Annotated in this window: 20 protein-coding genes and 1 pseudogene; 6 read left to right on the forward strand and 15 right to left on the reverse strand. The window is 62.0% G+C overall.

Going from position 1 to position 22,928, the window contains the following annotated elements:
* Window positions 1–825: 825 nt before the first annotated feature.
* From ABJK40_RS05315 to ABJK40_RS05330, 4 genes and pseudogenes are all read right to left on the reverse strand, one after another.
* Window positions 826–1,125, reverse strand: coding sequence for a helix-turn-helix domain-containing protein (locus ABJK40_RS05315; RefSeq protein WP_348482727.1), 300 nt, complete (start codon window positions 1,123–1,125; stop codon window positions 826–828).
* A gap of 780 nt (window positions 1,126–1,905) precedes the next feature.
* Window positions 1,906–2,997: pseudogene (locus tag ABJK40_RS05320) on the reverse strand (IS3 family transposase).
* Between the two features lie 268 nt (window positions 2,998–3,265).
* Entirely contained in the window at window positions 3,266–4,012 is a 747-nt protein-coding gene (locus tag ABJK40_RS05325) for a phenylalanine--tRNA ligase beta subunit-related protein (protein WP_348482728.1), read from the reverse strand.
* Window positions 4,013–4,453: 441 nt separating this feature from the next.
* Complete coding sequence (locus ABJK40_RS05330) at window positions 4,454–5,593, reverse strand: hypothetical protein (protein WP_348482730.1); 1,140 nt, start codon at window positions 5,591–5,593, stop codon at window positions 4,454–4,456.
* A 713-nt stretch (window positions 5,594–6,306) separates the two neighbouring features.
* Between ABJK40_RS05330 and ABJK40_RS05335 the strand changes: the two genes are divergently transcribed.
* Window positions 6,307–6,711, forward strand: coding sequence for a nuclear transport factor 2 family protein (locus ABJK40_RS05335; protein ID WP_348482731.1), 405 nt, complete (start codon window positions 6,307–6,309; stop codon window positions 6,709–6,711).
* A gap of 142 nt (window positions 6,712–6,853) precedes the next feature.
* Here the strand turns inward: ABJK40_RS05335 and ABJK40_RS05340 are convergent, their stop codons facing one another.
* Window positions 6,854–7,066: a hypothetical protein gene (locus tag ABJK40_RS05340; protein WP_348482732.1), complete on the reverse strand. Its 213-nt coding sequence runs from the start codon at window positions 7,064–7,066 to the stop codon at window positions 6,854–6,856.
* A gap of 483 nt (window positions 7,067–7,549) precedes the next feature.
* Here ABJK40_RS05340 and ABJK40_RS05345 point away from each other — a divergent pair, with 483 nt between their 5' ends.
* Complete coding sequence (locus ABJK40_RS05345) at window positions 7,550–7,897, forward strand: hypothetical protein (protein WP_348482733.1); 348 nt, start codon at window positions 7,550–7,552, stop codon at window positions 7,895–7,897.
* A 172-nt stretch (window positions 7,898–8,069) separates the two neighbouring features.
* Window positions 8,070–8,474, forward strand: a complete 405-nt coding sequence (locus ABJK40_RS05350; RefSeq protein ID WP_348482734.1) for a hypothetical protein — start codon at window positions 8,070–8,072, stop codon at window positions 8,472–8,474.
* 260 nt (window positions 8,475–8,734) lie between these two features.
* Here the strand turns inward: ABJK40_RS05350 and ABJK40_RS05355 are convergent, their stop codons facing one another.
* From ABJK40_RS05355 to mobF, 3 genes are all read right to left on the reverse strand, one after another.
* Entirely contained in the window at window positions 8,735–8,848 is a 114-nt protein-coding gene (locus ABJK40_RS05355) for a hypothetical protein (protein ID WP_348482735.1), read from the reverse strand.
* A 673-nt stretch (window positions 8,849–9,521) separates the two neighbouring features.
* On the reverse strand, window positions 9,522–10,604 hold the full coding sequence (locus ABJK40_RS05360) for a hypothetical protein (protein ID WP_348482736.1): 1,083 nt from the start codon (window positions 10,602–10,604) through the stop codon (window positions 9,522–9,524).
* A gap of 17 nt (window positions 10,605–10,621) precedes the next feature.
* A complete protein-coding gene (gene mobF, locus ABJK40_RS05365) occupies window positions 10,622–12,373 on the reverse strand; it encodes a MobF family relaxase (protein WP_348482737.1) in 1,752 nt (583 codons plus the stop codon).
* A gap of 343 nt (window positions 12,374–12,716) precedes the next feature.
* Between mobF and ABJK40_RS05370 the strand changes: the two genes are divergently transcribed.
* Window positions 12,717–13,157 carry a hypothetical protein gene (locus ABJK40_RS05370; protein ID WP_348482738.1) on the forward strand — a complete coding sequence of 147 codons (441 nt, stop codon included), beginning with the start codon at window positions 12,717–12,719 and terminating at the stop codon, window positions 13,155–13,157.
* 139 nt (window positions 13,158–13,296) lie between these two features.
* Here ABJK40_RS05370 and ABJK40_RS05375 read toward each other — a convergent pair whose 3' ends face one another.
* The gene (locus tag ABJK40_RS05375; protein ID WP_348482739.1) at window positions 13,297–14,148 is read right to left on the reverse strand and encodes a hypothetical protein; all 852 of its coding nucleotides are present in this window, start codon (window positions 14,146–14,148) and stop codon (window positions 13,297–13,299) included.
* Between the two features lie 146 nt (window positions 14,149–14,294).
* Between ABJK40_RS05375 and ABJK40_RS05380 the strand changes: the two genes are divergently transcribed.
* A complete protein-coding gene (locus tag ABJK40_RS05380) occupies window positions 14,295–15,326 on the forward strand; it encodes an adenine-specific methyltransferase EcoRI family protein (RefSeq protein ID WP_348482740.1) in 1,032 nt (343 codons plus the stop codon).
* The gene (locus ABJK40_RS05385) at window positions 15,323–16,423 is read left to right on the forward strand and encodes a DUF262 domain-containing protein (RefSeq protein WP_348482786.1); all 1,101 of its coding nucleotides are present in this window, start codon (window positions 15,323–15,325) and stop codon (window positions 16,421–16,423) included. Before ABJK40_RS05380 ends, ABJK40_RS05385 begins: the two co-directional genes overlap by 4 nt.
* Before the next feature lie 115 nt (window positions 16,424–16,538).
* Here ABJK40_RS05385 and ABJK40_RS05390 read toward each other — a convergent pair whose 3' ends face one another.
* From ABJK40_RS05390 to ABJK40_RS05415, 6 genes are all read right to left on the reverse strand, one after another.
* A complete protein-coding gene (locus tag ABJK40_RS05390; protein WP_348482741.1) occupies window positions 16,539–18,227 on the reverse strand; it encodes an ADP-ribosylglycohydrolase family protein in 1,689 nt (562 codons plus the stop codon).
* On the reverse strand, window positions 18,224–18,916 hold the full coding sequence (locus ABJK40_RS05395; RefSeq protein WP_348510183.1) for a DarT ssDNA thymidine ADP-ribosyltransferase family protein: 693 nt from the start codon (window positions 18,914–18,916) through the stop codon (window positions 18,224–18,226). Before ABJK40_RS05395 ends, ABJK40_RS05390 begins: the two co-directional genes overlap by 4 nt.
* The gene (locus tag ABJK40_RS05400; protein ID WP_348482743.1) at window positions 18,913–20,325 is read right to left on the reverse strand and encodes a 3'-5' exonuclease; all 1,413 of its coding nucleotides are present in this window, start codon (window positions 20,323–20,325) and stop codon (window positions 18,913–18,915) included. Before ABJK40_RS05400 ends, ABJK40_RS05395 begins: the two co-directional genes overlap by 4 nt.
* 375 nt (window positions 20,326–20,700) lie before the next feature.
* On the reverse strand, window positions 20,701–21,387 hold the full coding sequence (locus ABJK40_RS05405) for a response regulator transcription factor (RefSeq protein WP_348482744.1): 687 nt from the start codon (window positions 21,385–21,387) through the stop codon (window positions 20,701–20,703).
* Window positions 21,365–22,423, reverse strand: coding sequence for an ATP-binding protein (locus ABJK40_RS05410; protein ID WP_348482745.1), 1,059 nt, complete (start codon window positions 22,421–22,423; stop codon window positions 21,365–21,367). Before ABJK40_RS05410 ends, ABJK40_RS05405 begins: the two co-directional genes overlap by 23 nt.
* Before the next feature lie 153 nt (window positions 22,424–22,576).
* Window positions 22,577–22,915 (reverse strand): P-II family nitrogen regulator, encoded by a 339-nt coding sequence (locus tag ABJK40_RS05415; protein ID WP_348482746.1) that lies wholly within the window; start codon window positions 22,913–22,915, stop codon window positions 22,577–22,579.
* Window positions 22,916–22,928 lie beyond the last annotated feature (13 nt).

Here is a 22,928-nt window from a genome sequence, read left to right on the forward strand (position 1 = left end):
CCGCCAAACAACTCGCCGACCGATACTGGGAGGACCGATGAACAAGAAGATGACGCCGCAAGAGGAGTACGACTTTTACGCCGACCCAAAGAACCAGACGGTGGAGGGAACGCCGAGGCGACGGCGATCGAAGCTCACCGAACGGTCCCAGTGCGCTTCGCCCCAGAGACGTTGGCAATGGTGCGCGACGCCGCCGATGCCGACGAGCGGTCAGTGTCAGCGTGGATCAGACGCGCCGTCGAGAACGAACTCTCGGACGGTCGTCCACGATCGGCATGACGGACGACGAAGCGACTTCTCGGGTCCCGTCTACGACGCTCTGTTCACCACAACTCCGGAGCGATCTGCTGACGTCTGGCTCAACCGGGTCGGCGAGACGTGGGACTCGCAGGGGGTCATCGATCTGCTCGGACTCACTGCTGAGCAACTCCACGCCGAGAATCGAACCGGGAGCGTTCTTGCGCTGTCCGGACCTGATGGAAGCCGGTACCCCGTCTGGCAGTTCGATCCCGACGCCAGTCCGCCTTCGGTCCGGCCGATCACGTTGCGGATCGCCATGACCTTCCGTCAGGCACTCGGCGAGGCGCCGCCGTGATTGATCGCTTCGTGGGCGGCAAGTCCTCAGCCCGAGCTGGATGACCGGACGCCAGCCGGCTGGATCGCCGACACCGAAGAGGACGAATTGATCCTGCTCGCTGCGCAGCTCGCTGCCCACCTCGAACTCGCCTGACGGCGATTCTGCCTAGAAGTCGGTGTGTTGCTTCGAGGCACTGGCAACAACACCAGCCATCACCGGACCTCGGTTGCGAGTCCCAATCGGTGCCGTCAGCGTGTAACCGCTTCGACTCGATGCTCGGCTACCCATAAGTCGATGTCACCCGGGTCGAACCGTATGAACTTGCCAAGCTTGCAAAACGGGATGCGGCGTTCGTCGATCAGTCGACGAACGAAGCGTGGATTGACACACAGTCGCTCGGCGACCTGATTCACGTCGAGGAGTGGTGCGGCGGGACTTGCTGTGATGGTCATGTCGATGTAAAGGCGGGAAACGGTCGACAACGGGACAGGCCGAAGGAACGCAAGTGTCAGATCCCCCCATTCCGCCAACCAAAGCGCGCCCAGCATGGGATGCAGTGGATTCGGGGCGAGCTATCCGCTACGTGGCGCGAACTAATGGCTACCTCCCGTCGCGCAAGAGTTTCCTGTCGCACTGGTCGGGGCACCATCCCGGTCTTTTCGCACGGACTCCGCCGCGCCATCGCCCGAAGTCAGGGCGCCAGCTCAGCCGATCCGCCGTGCCATGATCAAATCGTGGAGCGACACCCTGGAATCGTATGCGGCAACTGCATCTACTGGGCCCGCAAGATGCTCGGTCGAAACGAAGACGTGCCTACCGAAAGTGGAACGTGCTGCCGTTACCCGCCGACCGTAACTTCCGGAGGGGGTAGTAGCGGCTGGAGCGGCACCTCACCGACGACGCGGGCAGAGCATTGGTGTGGTGAGTTCACACAGACCTGGGAGTAGATCGATCACGAGAACCAAGCGCCTTCAAGGCCACTATTGCGAACACCTGCGACGGGGTTCCGATTTCGAGTTTGGCGAACACGCCGACGTCGATCGATCGCCGTGACGTCCGCACGGGACGGCATCGGGGAGCCGTGGACGCTGCGCCGTTCGGGATCGGATTCCAGGGGTGACACCACGGTCGCAACACCGAGCAGTGGCCCGCCCGCTTCGTCGTCAACCGCGACGACCGATAGTCCCGAGACGACCACGACCTCGTCGACCACAACGACGAGCACCACGACCGACACGACAACCACCGAGCCTCCCGCAACGACGACAACCGAGGCTGCCGAACCGACCGACCAAGCAGTCGCCGCCGGGCTGATCGCGTCTCGAGAGTCATACCTGTACGCGGTGTACAACCTCGACGCCCCCGACGCGATTGATCGGCTCAATGCCACTCACGCGGCTGGCAGCCCGTCGCTCCAACTCGCCCTCGACAACGCGAAGTCGCTCGTCAACAACCGACGAGGACGGCGAACCAGATGCGTTAAGTAGCTCATCGCGGAACCGGCCGTTGAACGACTCGATCCACGCGTTCTGCCAAGGCGACCCTGGATCGATGAAGATCGTGTTCACCACGTTGAATCGGCACCATTCCGCGACGGCTTGGGCGATGAACTCGCCGCCGTTGTCGAAGCGCAGTTACACCGGCGGACTGTGCACGTGGGCGAGGCGGTCCAAGACGTCGACGACGCCGTCGGCGTCGATCGTGCGGTGCACGTCGATCGCAGACATTCGCGGGTGAACTCGTCGATCACGTTCAACATCTTCAGAGTGCGGCCATCGACGGTGGTGTCGAACTGGAAATTGAGGGCCCACAACACGTTCGGTCGGATCGGCGACATCGCGCCGACGTGGGTGCCGATCCCGGACAGCCGCCACTTGCGTTTCTCGGCCGGAACCCGCAGTCCGTGCAGGCGCCACAAGCGCTTGACGCGTTTGTCGTTCACGTCCCAGCCGTCACGCCGCGCCCGCTGCGCTGCGCGCCGCCAACCCCACCTGGGGCGCTGTTTGGAGAACGAGGGGAACTCGACCAGGAGCTTCTCGTCGTCGGGAACGACGCGTGCAGGGAGCCGCTGAGTCGATCTCGGTTGGCCGATTGTTAGACAGGCCTGTCGTTCTGACACCCCGAACCGTTCGCGCAGCTTTGTCACTGCGCGGCGTTTGCGGTTCGGCGTCAGAATTCCCCCTTCGCGACCTCACGCAACATGTCGATGTCGAGCGCCTGGTTCGCAACCAGCTTCTTCAGGCGCAAGAGTTCTCACCGTCTACCTCCTTCAACCGTTTCGCGTCGTTGGCCTTCATGCCGCCGTACTGGGCGAGCCACCGGTGCCACGTCGACTCGGCGATCTCGAGATGCCGGCACACCTCGTCGAGTTCCTGGCCCGACGACAACAACTTGTTGCCCTCGGCCAGCTTGCGGATGATCTACTCTGGCGTGTGACGCCGGCACTTGTTCTTGGTCATGAGTGTTCATGGTCCTCTCTCGCCCCCTCCGGCGGCAATCGAGTCGCACAACACCTGAATCAGAAGCCGGGGCTCACTTCGGGAGCGCTCACGTTCTGCGATCGCTCCTTCGTAAGCCGACGAATGCAAGGACCTTGTCCCTTCACCGCTGAGGGTCCGGGCCGCCTCGCCGCCTCGCTGCGATCCCGGCTTCGTGCAGCACCACAAGCCTTCGCCAGCCTATGACCCGTCAGTCGTGGAGGACATCCAGGTCACTCGGCGGCACCTGCAAGTGGCCCCGAGGGGATTCCGACGACAGACGTACCGTCGCAACAACATTCAGGCCACACGCCTGAAACAGACCTGTTGTGTTTGCCACGATTGCGTCGACATCAACCGAGGCAGCATCGATCAGATCGATGTTGATGGCGAACGTTTTCGAACTCTCGACGACCGAGCCCACTCTCCCCTGACGCCAGACCCAACGGCGCGTAAGGCAAACCCGACCGGCCCGGTAGACGATCTCGCCGGGATCTGGCGCCTCCGTCGAACCATCAAAGTTCTCAAACCGCTCGTTGCCGAACGCAGGACCCAACACCAGCGACTCCCTGCCGAGATTGTCCAGCACGTGCACCCCGATTGGCACCCCCGATTCGAGAGTTGCGATCGTTCCAGCGTCAACAGCGCAGACACCCAAAGGGCTCAACTGCCCTCGGGCCGCTCGCCGAGTCAGGGCCTCGATAGAGCTGCGGAACTTCGAGGCGCTCCAGCCACAATTTTGCATCGCTTCTCGCCAAGGTGCAATCTCGGCCCACGAAGCAACATCCTCGTCCGTAGAGAACCGTGCTTCCGAATTGCGCACCGCAGAGTCGAAACGATCAGCGAGGTCCGATGAAAGCGTGTCAGTCGCTCGTCCGACCGCGTGCAGGACGACGCGCTCGTACTGAGGTGCAATTGAGAACACTTCGTTCTCGACCCTTACTTCCATTGCTACCATCTCGTTCTCCTTCTAGTAGTGACGGGCCTACCCTCCGTCGCTACGGAAAAAGGATGGCAAACTGATCGCCTTCCCGCTCGACTCTGAGCAAATTTAGGCAACCGGGGTCTTCTTTCTTATCGAAATCGACGGCTTCCCCCGTATCAAGCGAGTAATAGAAGTCATGCAAAGAACAACGAAACAATCCTTCTTCGACGTATCCGGTGTGGTTGAACGGGGCCTTGGCATGAGGGCACCTCTCAAGAAACGCTACGTAGCTGCCGTCCTCGCGAGTTGCGACAACGTAGTTCGGTTCACCGTCCATTTCAATGAGATAAAATCCAGCAGGACCCTGTCGGGGTCGCGACTTCTCTTCCGGCACGGGCACTTCTAGTCGTTCCACACTACTTCTCCCACTCGCAACGATCCGGACCTGATCGGCCCGGGCCCGAGCGTATCGTTCTACTGAAGTTCAGCCTTCACGTCAATCACGCGCTTCGTGAGCATTCGAAGTGCTTGCACCGCCGAGACAACCGTACTGCTGTTGCGGGTGCTCTGCTCCTGCCGACGAATCGCTAGCAGTGACGGCTCCTGCCCGACGACTTTCTCAGCCAACAGTGCGTGGTGTTCCAGATCCAAGTGGCGAGTCTCAACGAACCCCCATACGGCTGCGTAGAGCCCATTAGACCAGACCTCGACACCATCGAACCTGGCAGTCAAACTACTCATCAAGGCATCCTCGGCGAAGCGAAACCATCGAAACTCGAGGTTGTCTGTGCCGCTGAAACCCGAGTCCTTTCCGCTCGCTTCCACCATGGATGGACGAATCCAATTGGCGTACACGTTTCTGGGGCTGGCTTCCGCGTACCACATCGCCGACGTCGTTGCTCGTAGGCAGCGCGTCGCAAGGTGCAGATGTCGAATCGCTTGTTCTTCGTCTTCCGACGCATACGCGAGACGAAGCTCCCTGGTGGCAAAGGTTGTGAACAGGTTGAAGGCGTGGTGGCCGAGACGCCAACGGCGCAGCACGGTCGACTTCAGGTCGCTTTCTGGTGCAGCCGCACTCGGTTGGACGGACTGAGCGACCGGTGAATCCGCTGACACGCGGTCGCAAAGCGATTCAGTGACGGCTGCAAAACCGTCGACTACGCTTCGAATCTCATTACTCTCCATCATGCAACAGGCGATATCCGCCAAAACTACTGAGGCCGTCTCAAGAGTCTGCACCAACATCGATTGCGCATCTGGATCCATCAAACGCTTCGTACCGAAATAGACGTCGTACCGTTCGAACACACCCACCAAAGCGTTGAATGCTTCGGGATCGTCGATTCCCAGCGCTATCGGGTCCAACACTTGCCTCAGCTCGGCGGCGATACGAGTCGGCGCTGCTACATCTCTGATGGTTGTACGAAGCGCCTCAGCGGCTGAACTCAACTCGGCGGAAATGTCTCCGGGAGTCGACAACGATTCATCGAGGCGTTGAGCCACTCCGGCGAGCAGCCCGCTCGACTCGCTCGCAAGCGCAGCGTGGTGGCTGTCCAAACCAGCATCGAACGCCTCGATCGGCAGGACACCCAGATTGCTAACTTCCGTCCGCATCAGGCGGACTGTAGCTCATCTCGACGCTATTGCTCGGAGCTACCGCAAGGCGCTATGAATCCGTCGATCATCTTGCCCGTCGCGATCGAGATTCCGCGTCGGACCTCACGACGAACCGCTGAATCGACAGGGAGGTCCAAAAGCCACTCGTGCATCTCATCCAGAATCTTCTCCTGAATGGCTGTGCCGTAGTCCAGCACCGCCATCGACTCCGACGAGATCACCCGTCGTCGACCTCGTACCGGCTGCTTGGAATCGATTCGGACAGCTTGCTTAGACATTGGAGACTCCTAGAGTAGACGTAGAGAGTCCTCGGACATGGGCCTTCGGCCCACCACCTGCGTTCTCCACGCTGAGCTGTGGCGCGCCAGACGAACCACTCGCCGGACTGAAGCCGTCGAGTCTGTTAGCGTGCGACACAAAAGGCCATCGGCACGTCGAATGCCAATCTGGAGCAGAAGTTACACACACGCACCACAGCGAATCCTCAGATTGCCTGGGGAGGTGCGGCGTGCGCTCGTCGGAATGTGGAGAGCCCATATTCGGACTCCGATCCACGCGTCGACGGTTTTTCTGCCATGAGGCATAGACTAGACCCAGCGAACAGGAATTGCAAGCAGTAGCACACTGTTTCGCAGAACAGTGGCCTATCGCTCAGCCGCGACCGAAACTACAACAATGATGTTTCGTACGGTCTGGCGTACTATCCTCGAATGTCAAGCAAGAGCGAGGAAACTGCTGCGGTTGAAGCTGCTAACGACTCCTTCTATCACGCTTTCGAGGAGCGAGACTTGGATGCAATGGCGCTTGTCTGGGAGCGGTCGGAGCGATCATTCTGCACCCATCCCGGCTGGCCGACTCTGATCGGCTGGAGGAACATTGTGAGAGCCTGGCACGCATTGTTCTCCAACCAGGAACGACTGAATTTCATTGTTCCTCAGCCGACCGTACACATCGAAGGCGGTGTGGCTTGGGTATTCTGCGAGGAGAACCTGATTGACGTGGGACCGACCGGACGCATTCAGACCGTCAACGTGTTTGCCAAGGACTCGGACGGAAGTTGGTCCATGTTCGGACACGTTGGCTCGCCTGCGGGGCCAGCGACCCGGTCGCTGTAAGCGGTGTGTCTCGCACACCCCACTCGCTCCTCATGACAACGACGAGGCCGCTGCCCGGGTTTCCTTGCTGTGCTCTGTTCAAGCAGCCCGTCACGGAGTCAACATTCGAGGTCGGCGCCACAGATCGAATGGTTGAGCGGAGTCAGTCAAGCGACTTGCGCTCCCCGGAACGCAACTCCGTTTCTCCATCGAGCGGGAGGAGTTGCGAGGGCTCGACCCGGTTCGCCTGGCGCAACGACTCGAACGACTCGTCGCCCGAGCTCCCGAGGAACTCTCCGCCACGCTGGTCGACTCCGATCACCTGCGCGGTCAGGTCGAAGCCGCCCAACGACGGCTCGGCGACACATTCCCGCACGACGACGATTGAAGCGCCTGGACCGAGAACTCGCTCAACTCGACGCAGATCTCGCGAACGACGGCGGCCGGGGCCAAGGCCCAGACCCTGATTCGCAGAGCGGCCTCGGCCGCTGAAACACATCTGAGTCTGGACCAGGCGACCCGGTTGGCGAAACGACGGCCTGCCACCGACTTCTGGCCGCCACAAACGCCACACCTATGCAAACGTCGAAAGTGCTACTAGGAGCTTCGATCGAGTAACCAGGGTTCCGTCATAGCTCGCAGGAGGGCGAGCATCATGCCGGGATCAGGAATCGCTGCCTGACGGTCGAGACGCCTCGGCATGACTTCACTACTCGGTACGACGAGCGAATAGACGATTGTGCCCGGTGTGAAGCCGATGGCACTTCGACGGCCGAGTCTATTGAAATCTTGGCTGCTGCGATACGCGAGACTGTTCGTCGGACGGGACTATCTCTGGTTCCCCAGATTGGAGCATGACATGACGACATTGACCGAGGCGGCGATCGCGAGTTCGGCAAGTCCGGATGAGGTGGCGAAAGCAGCAGTAAAGGATGCAGTTGCCGAGGCTGGCTCGCAGGCCGAGAAAGATGCACTTGCCTTGTCGCTCTACAAGGAAGCGACTGGACGGTTCCCTCAGGATTCGTCGGATCGGAAGGCTGTCTACTTCGGTGGCTTCATCCTCGTTGGACTCGTCTTCCTAGTGACGGCTGCATTGGCACTTATTCTCGTGCTGGACGACAAGTCTGTACCCGACTGGATGGCCACGCTGGCGACAGCTCTCGTCAGCGGCGTCGTCGGCGGTCTGTTCGGATACGCAAAACAATAGCGGCGGGCGCATAGGTGCTTTCGCCGGGTTCGGCTACTCGGATGCGCGACGCACGTCCGAACCTCAGGCAACCTGGCTCCAAGGTGAGCGCAACCCCTGTGAAGTGGCGTCATCGCCTCTTGGCGGGGTAACTAGACTTATCGAAGACGGACCTGCGGGTAGGACCACGAGGATGAGCAACCTGGGCGCGTACCAATCGATGGTGAAGGTCGCCAAGAAGGTTGGTGGACCCAAGGTGCTTGCTCTGATCACCTTCGTCGGCGGGTACCTCGCTCTCCGTCCTGCCGAGGCCGGTGCGAAGAAGGTCGCCCAGGAGGTCAAGAAGAGAAGTGAGCCCTGCAAGACGAGGGGTCAACTCTTCCAGGTCACCTCTGACGGCGACGGCGATGGACTGAGGGACCGAGTCGGCGATCAATACCGGGTTCTGGAGTGCGACGGCGACGCGATTCTCATCGAGGTTCTGGGCGACCCAGACAACCCCTACGTCCCCTCTAGACAATTCCTGAGGTCGGTTTCGGACTATCCACAGTGTGACGAGGGAACCCCGGCCCAGCGTGACCTTGAGGGAGAGCTATGAGCTTTCTCAGTCGACTGTTCAGTGGGTCTGCCGCCACTGATGACGACAACGCTGAGGAAACCAAGACGGCGCTGACCTGCGACTGTTGTGGCTGTGCAGTCGATGAGAGTGAGATGGAGGAGGGGCAGTGCGAGGAGTGCTACTCCGACTACTCGGGGTCGAAATACTGCTGCGGTGCGATCTACGAGGATGGAGAAGGCACCTGCAGAAGTTGCGGCGAGCCGTTGTAGCCGAGGCACTCATTTGAGTTGAGCGAGCAGTCAGCGCGAACTGTGGACAACACGTTGCGCTGCTGCGGTCGGGGTGATGCAAGCCGTGTGCGCGGCCAGGTCGGCGAGGGTGCTGTTCGTTGCGTGGCCGAGGCCGGTGACCACTGGGTGGCGATGTCGGTCGATCGCATTCCAATCAGCGGTTCGTCATAGACGGAGAAGTCGCTGATCGGACCGCCACCTCGAACAAGGAGCGTCACGTCGACTCTGGGGTCGATGGCAAGCCGATCGAGTGCCTGCGCAATCAAGATCGATGCACGCTGCCCGGTGACCGCGACCCGGTGTTCGATCATCTCCATGCCGGCTCCAGCGAGGACTGCCTCGACATCGGCAACAGCATCGTCGCCGCCCGAGGGCGCAACGAGTCCGATCGTTGCGATCGAAGATGGCCACGGGATCGCAACGTTCGGGCAGGGTCTCTCGACGTCGACTCCGGGTAAGGCTGCCTGTCGCCCGATCGTGAGTCGAAGCAGCTTGATCTGCAGGCCCCATCGTGGATCGAACACGACGTGTCCGTGCACGGTGACCGTCGGCGCTCTTCGCTCGGCTCGGTCGAGCGCGTCGAGTTGGTCGGCGACCGACTTCGCCGCGTGGCGTGATGCAACGACCTTGAGCCGGGCGCCAGCTTTGGCGTCGGGTTGGACGAGTTCGGCGAGGCCGGTGCCGGATCGGAACCTTCGCCATCCGTGGAGTTCGCCTTCTACGGCGACGAGCCCGAACTCGCACTGTCGGATGCTGTCGGCGACGTGTGCGGCGACCTCGTTGACGGTTCGGGTGGTCATGCGATGCCTCGACTCGTGTCACGCTGGCGCATTGTGACGAGTCGTCGGGCGAGTTGAGCGTGCCGCGCCCGGTCCAATGGATCGGTCGGTGTCGGTCCCAGTGGGTCGTTGGGTTCGGTGTTGTCGATCAGGTCGTGCTCGACCCGCCAGGCGTGGACGTCGGCGATGAGCGTGCTGAGACGGCCGATATCGCACCGGGCGAGCGCGCCCCCGTCGGCCAGGCTGTGGAGGTGGTCGGTGAGCCATTCGGGACGATGGCGCACGATCGTTGCAACGGCTGATACGGGCTCGTGGTCTACGAGTTGTCTGCACACGAGGTCGGTAGCGGTGGCGCGAATCGACTCGGCGACCCGGTCCCATCGGGCAGGATCCGTCGCGCTGCGGCGAGACCCGATCACCCCTGGTAGACCGGCCTGATCGTGCGCGACCCTCGGGTTCTCGATGGCGAGGAACACGGCAACGTCTGCGCTGGTCGTGTGCCATCGGGTCGCCAGGTGCGGGCAGGACGGACGGCTCGGCAGGACCTCGTCGATCCGTGGTGGCGGTTCGTACTCGGCGATCCGACGGACCGCTGCCTCAGCATTCACCACTGCCCGTGCCAGCGCCCTGCCGCTGTCACCACGGCATTGGGCTGCGACGAGTCCGGCCAGTGTGCGCGCCGTGCTCTGTCGCGCTGTGTCCGCAGCGGTCGGGTCTGCGCCGAGCGCGGTGCGGGTGTGTGACCGGGCGAGTCGATTCCGTAGCGCCGAGTTGAGGGTGGTCTCGATTCGTGGGAGGTGTTCGTCGAGGTCTACGACTTGGTCGTTGACTGTTCGGGTGGCGTAGAGCTGGTTGTTGTGGCGACCGCGGGTGATGTCGACGTACAACTTGCTTCGGCTCGTTGACGCGTTGATTGCCGAGGTTGACACGTCGTTCGTTGCTCCTTGGACGGCGTACGAGGTGACGGCGTACGCGAGGTCAATGCCGCCGTTCGGACGGTCGAATGTGGACCGCGTGCAGACGATTGTTCCGTCGCCGGTGTCGACGTGGATCTCGTCGAGGTCGGGTGATGATCCGTTCGCACGGACTGATGTGATCACGCCGGTCGTTCCGTTCCTCATCCATCCGGATCGGTTGTCAGCTGAGTGGATCTGGCGGTCGCCGTGGCGGGCAACGACCTCGTCGCCGACACACAATCGTCGGCCATCGGCCAACTTGACGTGATGGACGGGGTCGACGGAGCTGTCGTCGATACGCAGTTGTTGAGCGAGCGTGTTGAGGATGCGTCGTTCTCGGTTGCGGCCGTGCACCATCGGATGGGGTCGGCCCGATTCACGCTCGCCGTGCCAGCGGGATCGACCAGATCGGCGAACAGTCGGCCTCGGAGGTCGTCGGGTAGCGCCTCGTGTGCGATCGCACGATCGGCCCGATCGAAGCACGACTCGATGTCGAGGCCCACACGATCAGCCCTGGTCAGCCAGTCTTTCCGCAGGTCGTTCGGGTCGACCGCCTGCTTTGCTGATCGGGTGATGAGGGCTACCTGATTTCGTTCCTCGGGTGTGATGTCGCGTCCGAGACGATCTTGCAGCGCCTTGCGGACCTCGTCGATGTCGCTGTGACGGCTGGAAAACTCGCGGATGGCGTCGCTACTGATGCCGGCCACCTCCCAGATCCCGTCGTCTCTGCGCCACCAGCCGAGCCCGAGGTCTCTCGTCTCCCAGCGGAATGCGGCGGTAGCGAGCGCTGCCGCTGCGGGTGCGTTGCGATAGAGGCCACGTGCGTCGAGCGTGCGGACTTCTCCCACCTCGTCGACGACTGCGTTCGCCACGATGTTGTGGTGGTGTGGGTGTGGGTCGAGTGAGCGGCTTGTTCCGTGGAGATAGCTGGCAACGGTCAGTCCCTCTGATCCGACTTGCTGACCCCGCCGTCGCGCACGCGACGCTCTGCGATCAAGGTGGTCGATGGCGGTGCCGTTGGCATGCTCGAGCGCCTTGACAAGGCGTTGCTGGCGGTCGCCGGTCGACAGCATCGTGAGCACGCCGATCGACTTCTCCGCCGTGAGAGTGAGGTCGAAGCCGACACGGGCGATGGCTGGCTTGCGACGTTCAGCGAAGTCCGCCAGATCGTCTCGTCGAATCCAGTAATGCCCGGTGTCGTCGATTCGACACCGCACCGCTGCACGATTCGAGTCGCCGGCGGGTGCATCCGTACTGATTCGACGGATGTACCGAGCACTCACGCGCGACAAGCGAGCGCACTCGACAGCGGAGAGCTCTTCGTCGCCTGGACCACTTCGCCGAACCGATCCCGGATCGACCGGTATCGCAGCCACGTCGAGGTGACGGGTGATCTCACGATCGTGGATCAACATCAGCCCGGCACGATCCGTCGTCGAGCCGATCCAGCCGAGATCGTCATGGTCGCCTTGGCCATCGAGACCCGATCGCACCAGCTCATCGACGTCCTTCCGCAACAAGCCGAGCAGCTTCGCCGCGTCCGCTCGCGTGTACATCGCCTGACCGTTCACGTCGAGCTGTGCTGCCGTTCCGACTGCGAGGTGAGAACGTTGAGACGAACCCCGCGCCGTGACGAGACGCTCGCCCGTCGTCGGGTGCCGACCTTCCAGAACGCGCTGAAAGGCATCTCGTTCGACCACCCCGTTCAGCGACCGGAACGCAGCGCCCGCACCGAGCCATTTGCCTGGACCTTCGATCGAGTCGGCGTAGTACGAGCCGACCGAGCCCGTCGGCGAACTGAGGAGCGGAACTCCACGCTTCGCCGGTTCGCCCTCGAGGTAGTCAACGACCGCTCGGGCAACTCCACCGACGGACTGACCCGACGCGCCCAGCGGCGTCACCGACAAGCGCACGACCCGCACTCAAAGGTCGCTTCCGACGTCATACCTCGACCACCGTCGAGATGCACCGATTTCAGGCCGAAGGCCCGACCGCAGGTTCCCCAAAGGGGAACCTGCAAAGGTGCATCCCCTCCCACCACCCGGACACACGACCTGCCCGACCCGACCTCCGACGACACACGATCTGGCGAGGCGGACCGCCCCGAACGACGGCCAGACCCAACACGACTGGCCCTCACAGCGCCAGCCCACGGACCGGCACCGGACGACGCTCTGACAACCGGCCGACCGCAGCCTGGACCGCGCGGGCCGGCGGAGCAGGACGAGCGACCTCCGACGAAGCGACCAGACGATCATGAACGAGGCGACCGCGCTCGCTGAGGCGAAGCAAGCGAGCACTTTGGACCGACGGGGCGAAGCCGGACACCCCGACAAGCAACCGTTCCGCCGAGAAGTGCACGACCTCGAACCGATTCAGCCGTTCGAGCGCCTTGACGGCAATCCCGCGCTGCACGCCGACACCCGCTGCGAGATCTGCCAGGTCAATATCGACACCGCCGGGGTGTTCCTCGATCATCCGACCGAACCGTCTGGCCAGAAGCGTGGCAGTAGGACCGAGGTGCTCCGACCACACATCCTCGACGTATCGATCGCTCAGTCGCCATCGATCATCGGCCTGCGCCGAGATTGGAACTACGCGGAGGATGGTGGGCTCTCTGATGTCGTCCATACCTCCGTAAAGGCATCAAACCAAACTGAACGGGACCACTTCGCCACGGAAAGCCACCGTCCATGACTGCAACCCGCCGTCCCCATCCATCATCGAACACCCCCGCAGCTTCCCAACGACGTCGAGCCAGTTCTGTATTAAGCGCCCCAGCCCGACCTCGGCATCGCGACATACTCCCCATGTCGAAGGCATTGGGAAGTTGAGATCAGTCGGTCGATGATGGTTGAACATCGTCCAGCCGTCGCAGCATGTTCGCCAGCTGAATCACCGCGTCGGCAGCGATGCCGGCGTCAGTCCGCGACGGCGATCCCCGATGTCTCACGGTCTGGGCCACCTCAATGACGGCACGCGCCAGCTTGCGGAGGTGCTGGTTCTCACTTCCTTCAAGCGCAACTTCAATACATCTTTCGAGCCGCTGCTTGGTTGAGGCAACCGGGGGTTCGGTTTCGCCCTCACGCAGATGTATCGACGGGTCATATGCCGCCGCACTTAGCCGCTCAAGCACCGCCACGCAGTCGTTCCCGACGTTGCGGTAGTCCTGCTCCGTGCGCGCCACTTGAAAATGGCGCCGTAGCTCCTTGATCTCGACGTCGACACGGACCCAGCCAGTCTGCGAGTGAGAAGTGATCGGGTCTGCGAGCCCTGACATGATCTCGGCATCTTCCAGGTCTGAAAGCTGAAGATGGACCGAGTCAAAGAGCCCCACGAGAATGTCGCGGCGCGCCTGCCAGCTCCCGTAGCCGTCGTTTGCCATCCAGAAGGTGCGAACGCCCTTGTAGTCACGGAACGGAAGCTCCCACCCGATACCAAGCCGACTCAGCACTGCCATCGAAGCTCGAAGCATCAGCCGAAGCTCACTGTCGTCCGTGCACTCCATCCCATCCGTGCCGTACGACTCCAACTCATCGTGAGCAAGACGAAGGAGTGCCGACGCCGCCTCGACGTCGCTCACTCCGATGTCTCTGTTCGCCAGGACAGCGTTGACGAGGTCCAGGTTGATCTGACTGGGAGCCATCGGGTCCGCCACGTCGTCGACGAGGAATTGCTCGGGATACATCTCGCAACTGTGCCTCACCCGCCGAGTCGCGCTGGTGTTTCCTCCTCATTCGCCAAGTCGAACCGTCCGCTGTTGACCAGCGGGGCGCTTTCATCGGCTTCAAAGCGATCGCGCAGTGCAAAGCCGAGTGGCAGTAAGGTCCGGTCGTGCCAGCGACCAGCAAGCCCCGCGATCAGAAGCAGCTTCTCGGTAAGGCCAGGTCGGCGAAGAAAGACGAGTTCTACACCCAACTGCCTGACATCGAGCGAGAGCTGAAGCACTATACGGAGCAGTTCAAGGGCAAGGTCGTGTACTGCAATGCCGACGATCCGCGAATCTCAAACTTCTTTCACTACTTCAGCCATAACTTCGAGCGCCTTGGCCTCAAGAAGCTTATCACGACCTGTTACAAGAACCAGGAACGCGATCTGTTCAGTCGACACGACTCAGAGCAGGCGATCTACCTGGAGTACAACGGCGACAAGAACGACAACCGGGTACCGGATCCCGACGAGATTGGCGTCCATCCGCTCGAAGGCGATGGCGACTTCCGGAGCCCCGAGTGCGTAGCACTCCTGAAGCAAGCCGACATCGTCGTCACCAACCCGCCGTTCTCCCTCTTTCGCGAGTACATCACGCAACTCGTTGAACACGACAAGAAGTTCCTAATTGTCGGGAACCAAAACGCGATCACCTACAAAGAGGTCTTCTCCCTCATCCGCGACGACAAACTGTGGCTTGGCTTCGGCTTCAAGCGAAATATGGCGCACTTCTACTCGCCGTACGAGGCCAGCGAGTGGGTCGAGCAGGAAGGCGACAATGTTGTCAGAGTCTCGGGGGTTCAATGGTTCACGAACCTTGACCTGCAGAAGCGTCACGAGGAGCTGATTCTCTACCGCTCGTACAACCCCGACGAATACCCGACCTACGATAATTATGACGGCATCGAGGTTGCAAATACCGTCGACATTCCCATGGACTACGACGGCAACATGGGTGTTCCGATCACGTTCCTGAACAAGTACAACCCCGAGCAATTCGAGATCGTTGGAAGCTTCAACGCCGGGGCTCACGGCGAGGAGCTGGGCGCTACGAAGACGGAGGCCGAGTCTAAGGGGAAGGTTCTCATGTGGAATGGTCCTGTTGTGAACCGCAAACCGATTTACAAGCGGATCGTCATTCGTCGGCGGTCAGCGTGAAAATCGAGTTGCACGAGACTTCAGTTCGCGATCTCACTGTCGGCTACGCCGACAACCAGGAGGGCGGAGTGACCGGCTACGGCGGGCGCCTCGACATTCGTCCTCCATTCCAACGTGAATTCGTCTACAAGGACAAGCAGCGCGCCGCGGTGATCGAGACCATCCGGCGAGGTTTCCCACTCAACGTTCTCTACTGGGCCGTCAGAGAAGGCAACCTCGCCGATGACGAACGCGAATTTGAGGTGATCGACGGTCAGCAACGGACCATCTCGATCTGCCAGTACATCGAAGGGGAATTCTCCGTTGACGACCTGTACTTCCACAACTTGACCGACGACCAACAGGCTAAGATTCTCGACTACGTGCTTATGATCTATCGATGCACCGGCACCGACTCCGAGAAGCTGGAGTGGTTTAAGGTGATCAACATCGCCGGTGAAGAGTTGACCGAGCAGGAGTTGCGCAACGCCGTGTACCACGGTTCTTGGGTGTCGGACGCTAAGAGGTACTTCTCGCGGCCGGGCGGTCCTGCGTACGCCGTGGGAAACAAGTACTTGACCGGCGATCCTGTGCGCCAGAAGTACCTCGAAACCGCCATCAAATGGATCAACGATGGCGAGGTCGAGTCTTACATGGCTCAACAGCAGCACAAACCCAAAGCCACCGATCTCTGGCTTCACTTCAAGAAGGTGGTCGACTGGGTTGAGGCAACCTTCACGACCTACCGGGGTGAGATGAAAGGTATCGATTGGGGCATGCTCTACGCCGAGCACGCAGACGACGAACTGGACTCATCGGTCCTCGAGGAGCAGATCGGACAGTTGATGGCCGACGTAGACGTCACCAGCAACAAGGGTGTCTACATCTACGTCTTGTCCGGCGATGAGCGTCACCTGTCTATCCGAGCGTTCGATGAACGGATGCGGCGGACGGCATACGAGCAGCAAAAGGGCATTTGCCCTGGTTGCTCTGAACACTTCGATATCTCGCAGATGCAAGCGGATCACAAAGTGCCGTGGAGCAAAAGCGGAAAGACCGTAGCGGAGAACTGCGTGATGCTATGTGCGCCGTGCAATCGGAAGAAATGGGACATCTAACCCTCCCCGTTCGCGCACCAGCGGGTTCCATAGTGTCTCAGCAGGTCTCGAACCACGTACGGATGGGTGATGCTTCACCGACGGCTCGAACACGCGGGTTGGTCTGCCCAAGCGATCACCTGCCGCCACGTCGACTCGATCCCCCGCTTTCAGAGAGTCGATCGAGAAGGATGGCAAGAAAAGACGCTGTCTGGGCAGGAGTTCCTCTGACGGCCATACGGCGAAGAGCGAATCCAATCGATTTGTCGTCAAAGTCCTGGCCCTCGAGCCAGGTCAGCACTTCGTCCAGGTCGATCGACTTCAGCCCGCTATCAAGAGTTGGCGCTTGATTGATCGCGGCAGCGGACACCCCCACGTCACGAACGCTAGCTGGCGTGGCAGCGCGAGTCGAGTAACGAGCAGGTGGCGAGGTGCGATTTCCCTCGGCGAGTTGCTCTAGGTCCGGACGACGCTTGACGAGCAGCGTCTGTCCGATCTCGAGACGAACCCATTGCCAGGCGAACCTGCCGTCCTGTGACGACATGGGATCGCTCAGGGTCTCGGCGACGTCGCCGAGACCCGCGACATGAAGCTGGTCCCCGTCGAGGCAGAGTGCATCGGCCTGCGTTCGAGGCGCAGACCATGTGAGCAAGTCCGGATAATGGTGTGGTCTCATGGCCGTGGCGTCGGCGAACCCAGAGATTCGTTCGACCTCAGCCTCGATGTAGGCCGAGTCAAGCACCTCGCCGTGCGGATGCACGTCTGCAACACATCCCAGAATCGCTCCGGCCATCGTGGCGATCGTGTCGGTGTCGGACCCGACCGCCCTCGTGGCCGCTTCGATACGTTCCGAAGGCGGTGCCGACCAAGATGCGAGCAGAACTGCAGCCAATGCGGTGTGAGCCCCGCTACCACGTCGTTCGCTATCGAACAGCCCGAGAGTGCGAAGAAGATCCGGGTAGTAGTCGGCGGCCTCCGGTTGGATTCGTCGAGCCGCGTCAGTACAGCGTCCGATCTCGGCGACTACGTCGTTCCAAGAACTGGCGAACGATCGACTGGACGCCGACTGCCAAGCCGCTTTCCAGTTTCGAAGGCCGTCACGGTCATCATCCATCACGTCGACAATCTGGGAGGCGTCTGCGAGAAACTGCGCTACGTCGTCGATCGTAGGTAGCACCCGATTGCTGAGGGCGAAGTCCACGCTCGTCGCATGGAGGTAGGCGCCGAGAATTGCTATTGGATGAGCGTGGGAGCAGACGGTGTTCCGAAGGACATCGCGCATCATCGTCTCGCGAGAGTTGTGCGCGTGAGCAGCCCACACGTGCGGTTGGATTCGCATCGCAGCACCGTTGCCGCCACCGTTGAACCAGTTCTTGTAGGTGTTTGCGAACCACGGTGTTGAGGGGCGCGCCAGATTGGTCGCAGCAGCCTTCGTCCCGAGCCCACCGCCGAGTGCGTACGCGGGGAAGACAGGAAGTTCGATACGCGCAAAGGTCTCGACGTCAAACTGACCGCCACTGAGCGATCGGCACGTGGCGAGTCGCAGTTGTGTGTCATCCGAGTAGCAGCCTGAGGGAAGTTGGGCTTGAACTCCTGAGCGTCCTCCGATGCGGCGTTTCCACGGCATCGTCGTGGTGAGTGCACGGCCCTCCGTGCGCCGGCGAAGACCACGTTCGTCGGTGAGTTCGCTGATGAAGCCCATTGCGTCGCCGAACGCTGCCCACGCTGCAGATCGCCGAAGCTGTGCGACGAGGTGCGGATCTGGGTTGGCTTCCAGGGCCACCTGCTGGTTGTTGTCGTCGGGAAAAAGGTTGGGTTGGCTCATGAGAACCTCTCCGGTGAGTGCTCGACATGGCAGTCGGTGGGAAAGACGCCGAGCATTCCATGAATCGTCTCGGAGCCTTCCTCGGTCTGCGTCGAGATTCGAGTGAGATGGGCGAGGTCGAGGTCGCCGAGATGGAGGAACTCCGCTTGTGGATCAGTGGGTTCGTTCAGTTGCCGGTCGTCGGGTCGCGTGACGGACACATCGTTGTACCGATGAATGTGAGGTCCGAACATCGCCTCGAATCCATTGACGCCTTCTGAGCGGCGCACTCCCGAGTAGGTGTTGTTCGTAGTCGTGAATACTCCACCGGGCGCCGCGAGCACATCGATCTCGAACGTGAAGATGCACCAGGAGGTGTCTGGGTGGGCGTGGGTGCGTTGGCTGTAGTCGAACATGCGCGGGTTGATTCTCGTGACCGAGAGATTGACGTAGTCGTGCCAGGGCAGGTCTCGATTGCGTTGAGCGTTGACCGAGTTCGGTTCGTAGACATGCTCGAGGTGCTTGTCGTCGGGCAGCGTTCGCCTCGTCTTGATCATCTGAGAGGAGAGGATCCCGAGGGCGCCCTGCTGCAGGCGGGTGAAGTGGAGTACCTCGGTCACGCCACGGGCCCGCGCCGCCTGGACCACGTCAAGACCTGGCGAGAGTGTGCTCGCCTCGCTTCGGTCGCGGGGCATTGCGGAGGCAGTCACAGGCTCACGCGATCAAAGGTGCTTTCGTCGAGCAGCGAAATCAGCGAGGACGCCTCCGACGGCTTGTAGCCGATCGCGACGGTCTTGCGAGCGCGGCCGATGCCCATCGCAAGCAGTCGACGGAGACGGTCGAGACCGGCGTCACCATCCTCGGATCCATGCGGCGTGACTTGCTGATTCAATCCCGGCAACAGAACGTGGTCGAACTCCAAGCCCTTCGCGGAGTGAATAGTGCACAGACCGATCTGTTCCGGGCCGCTCGGCCATTCGTCGTTCCGCTGCAGTTCGCAGTAGGCAAGCCCGCGCCGGTCGAGGCATTGGCGAGCAAAGTCGAACCATGCTCCACCTCGGGGCTGGAGGATCGCTACTGACTCGTTCGCCAAGTCCACCGTCCGCTCAAGTCGATCCAGCATGTACTCAATCTGTTGTCGATAGGTGCCGGCGATCACTTCCGGCCGCTGGCCGCTTTCGACACAGGCAGAGAAATCGGGAAGCGCCCCGTACTCCTCGGTCGGGAGTGAATCGACCAACGGAGCGGCAAGCGCCGCGATCTCCGCCGTGTTCCGATAGTTGGTCCGGAGCCGGGTTACCTGTTCCGGACGGACATCGATCCCCACCTCGTTCCAGCGGAAGTAGCGAGGGTAGATGCGTTGGATTGCGTCGAGCACGAACGTCAACGAGGCGGTGTCGGCCGTGTGCGCCATCAGTGCTCGAATTTGGTTCGCGGAGAAGTCCTGGGCTTCGTCGACGATAACGATGTCGAACTTCGTCGTCGGCGGCGCGGCTGCAGCCGCATTCGCAACATCGTTCCAGTCCATGGCCGACCGTGCGGCCTTCGCCGCAGCGTACGGTTCGATCACGTCGGCGAGAATCTTGGCCCGCAGGGTCCGGTCGACGCGCGGTGCGGCGCCGCGACCTGTGCGTTCGAAGTCGAGGTAGTTCTTGAGATCGCCGGGTTCGAAGCGCGACAGCGCGTAGTCGACTTCGTCGATGAAGAACTCTTGGAGTTCCGCGCCTCGAGGGAGAGCGCGCACAAGTGGCCCCAGAATCGCAGCACTCTGGCCGCGATTCAGAATCCGCTCCTGTCCGGTGATCGAGCGACTCCACTTGGCGAACGTTGAAACGCCAAGCTCGACGTCCGTGTCGGGGCTGGCGTTGTCGACAGCCAGCTCTCGGATGTAGCCCTCGAGTGTGCGGTTGTACGTGAAGACGTGAATGCGAACTGGTTCTACCGAGCCGAGACGCTGACGGCGGGCGAGCCGGCTCGCTCGAAGCTGACGAAGCCGATGAATCGCCGTCGTCGTCTTCCCACTCCCGGCCGCCCCGTGCACGATCCTCACACCGGGCTTATTGTCGCCGATCAGTGGCAGCTGCTCGGGCGTCGGGGTGACGGTCTGAAGAATGCGCACATGCGCCTCCCAACTTCGCGGAAGCGCCTCATGCGCTTCACATATTGCCTGAGGATACCAGCCACCTCTTGCCGGTCTCCGAGGTCATCGCATCCGGGGGCTGAGGCGACCCCAGCCGTGCCACATGCGTGCCATGCGCAGGGCGCGCTGGCGGACAACAGGGGTCATCACCGGTAGCTCTCGATGGGCGAGACTTCCAGGTCAGCACAGGTTTCCCCTGCAAGTGGACCTGCCGAACATCAGCCATGCTCCGCTTCCCAAGCTGAGAACGCGGGTTCGATTCCCGTCATCCGCTCCACAACTGGCCCGCCCACGGACCCTTCGGTCACGGGTCCGGTCGGTCGTCGGAGCTGTCTGCCACCATCGTGGCCCAGGTCAGGGGCCGACGAGCCGGTAACCGACGCTGTGGTCCGTCTCCAGTCGTGGCCGCCGAGCTCCGGTGCCGAGCGAGCGACGCAGCTTGCTCACGGCGTTGCGCAGCGCTTGGCGGTAGTCGTCGGGGACGTCGAATCCCCACAGGGCGCGCGACAGATCGGCCACCGTCAGGACTCGGCCCTCGTTGCGAACCAAGGCGACCAGCAGATCGAACTGACGAGCGACGATCGGCGCCGGTGTCGGATCGTCCCCGATGAACACCGTCCGCGCTGCGGTGTCGACGGTCACGTCGCCGCACGTCATCATCGGCTCGGCATCCTGCGTCGCCACCATGCTCTGGCGGCGCAGCGCCGCACGGACCCGGGCGAGGAGGACGTCGGGGTCGTAGGGCTTCAGGACGTAGTCGTCGGCACCGCTGTCGAGTCCCTCGACGATTCGCTCGCCTCGATCGTCCGCCGTGAGGATGATGCGAGGACAACCGGCTCGGAGACCGATGTGTCGGCTCAGCTCGATTCCGTCGAGGTCCGGCAACCCGAGATCGACCATCGCGAGGTCCGGTCGTTCGGCGTCGAGCATGCCGAGCGCTTCCGCAGCGGACGCCGCCGCTGCGACGCGATAGCCGCGGCGACCGAGGATGTCGGCGAGGGCTCGGCGCTGTCCGGGATCATCCTCGACCAGCAGAATCACTGCCGGTTGCCGCGACGGGAAGGGTGAAGGAGATCGCAGCCCCGGGACCGGCTTGGTCACGAAGCCAGATCGTACCTCCGTGGGCGTCGACAATCGCCCGGCACACGGCCAGCCCGAGACCCGTCGAATCCGAGCGGGAGACCGTCGTGTTGAACGGTTCGAACAATCGAGCACGTGCAGTGTCGCTGAATCCGCCACCGCTGTCCGCCACGGTGACCTCGACGAAGGGTTCGCCCCACGTGGGCGACGGCCAGCGGCCGAGCACTCGGACCGGCTCGCTCGACATGCCGTGGCGGCTCGCGTTCTCGAGCAGGTTGGTCAGCACCTGGTCGAGCTGAACGGGGTCGACCTCCACCTCCGGGAGCTCGCTCGGCACCTCGACCTCGATGCGTTGCGGTTCGTCACCTCTCGTCAGCCGCTTCACCGCGATCGCGACGATGTCGGCGAGCGGCTCGGGTCGACGACTCGGCTCGAAGACACCCGTCTGGATCCGGATGGTGCTGAGCAGGTTGCCGACGATGCGATCGAGTCGCTCGCTCTCGTCCACGACCTGATTCAGCATCCGCTCGCGTGCCGTGGCGTCGTCACCGGCGTCGGTTGACAGCAACTCCGAGGAGATCGCGCGAATGGTGGTCAGTGGTGAGCGCAGGTCGTGTGAGACGCTGGACAGCAGCGCGATGCGTTGCGTGTCGAGAACGTCCTGGTCGTGGATGGATCGTCGGTTGGTGAGATAGCTCACGGCGACGGCGACGACGATGAACGTCGCGAGGACGGCGATGTCGGCTCCGACGCGAACGATCGGCGAGCCGATGGGTTCCACGGAGAAGACCGCGAAGCTCAACGCGGCGAGCACCGCCACGACGGTGCCGATCTGTCGGTTCCCGAGGGTGGTGCCTGCTGCGACCGGGATGAGCAGCAGCAGAGCCGGGACGGCGGCGGGCAGCGAGAACGCCACATCGAGAAGAGCCACCCCCGCGATGCCCGCGATGCCGGCCCCGACTCCGAGCGCCCGATTGTCGCGGAGCTTCTGCGGCATCCCGCCAGTCTTGCTGCTCCCCGAGCCCATCGCCCACGCACCGAATCGTTCCAACGGGAATGGTGTCACGAGCTGGGTTCGGATGTCCCCGAAGGACTCTGCGTCGCCGAGGTTCGGGGAGCACCCGAGCGGGAGCATTCGAGAGTGGTGGGCTCAGATGGCGTCGACGCCTTCTTCCCCGGTGCGGATCCGAACGACTCGGTCGATCGTGGTGACCCAGATCTTGCCGTCACCGATCTTTCCGGTACGGGCGGCATTCACGATCGCGTCGACGACAGCGTCGACCGTGTCATCGTCGACGACGACGGACAGCTCGATCTTGGGAACGTAGTCGATCCGATATTCGGCACCTCGATACGTCTCGGTGTGTCCGCCCTGACGGCCGAAGCCGCGGACCTCCATGACGGTCACGCCGGTGATCCCTGCGGTCTTCAACGCGTCCTTGACGACGTCGAGCTGGAACGGCTTGATGATTGCGGTCACGAGTTTCATGTGGTTCCCATTT

It is taken from the genome of Ilumatobacter sp. (genome assembly GCF_039969435.1).
Lineage (GTDB): Bacteria > Actinomycetota > Acidimicrobiia > Acidimicrobiales > Ilumatobacteraceae > Ilumatobacter_A.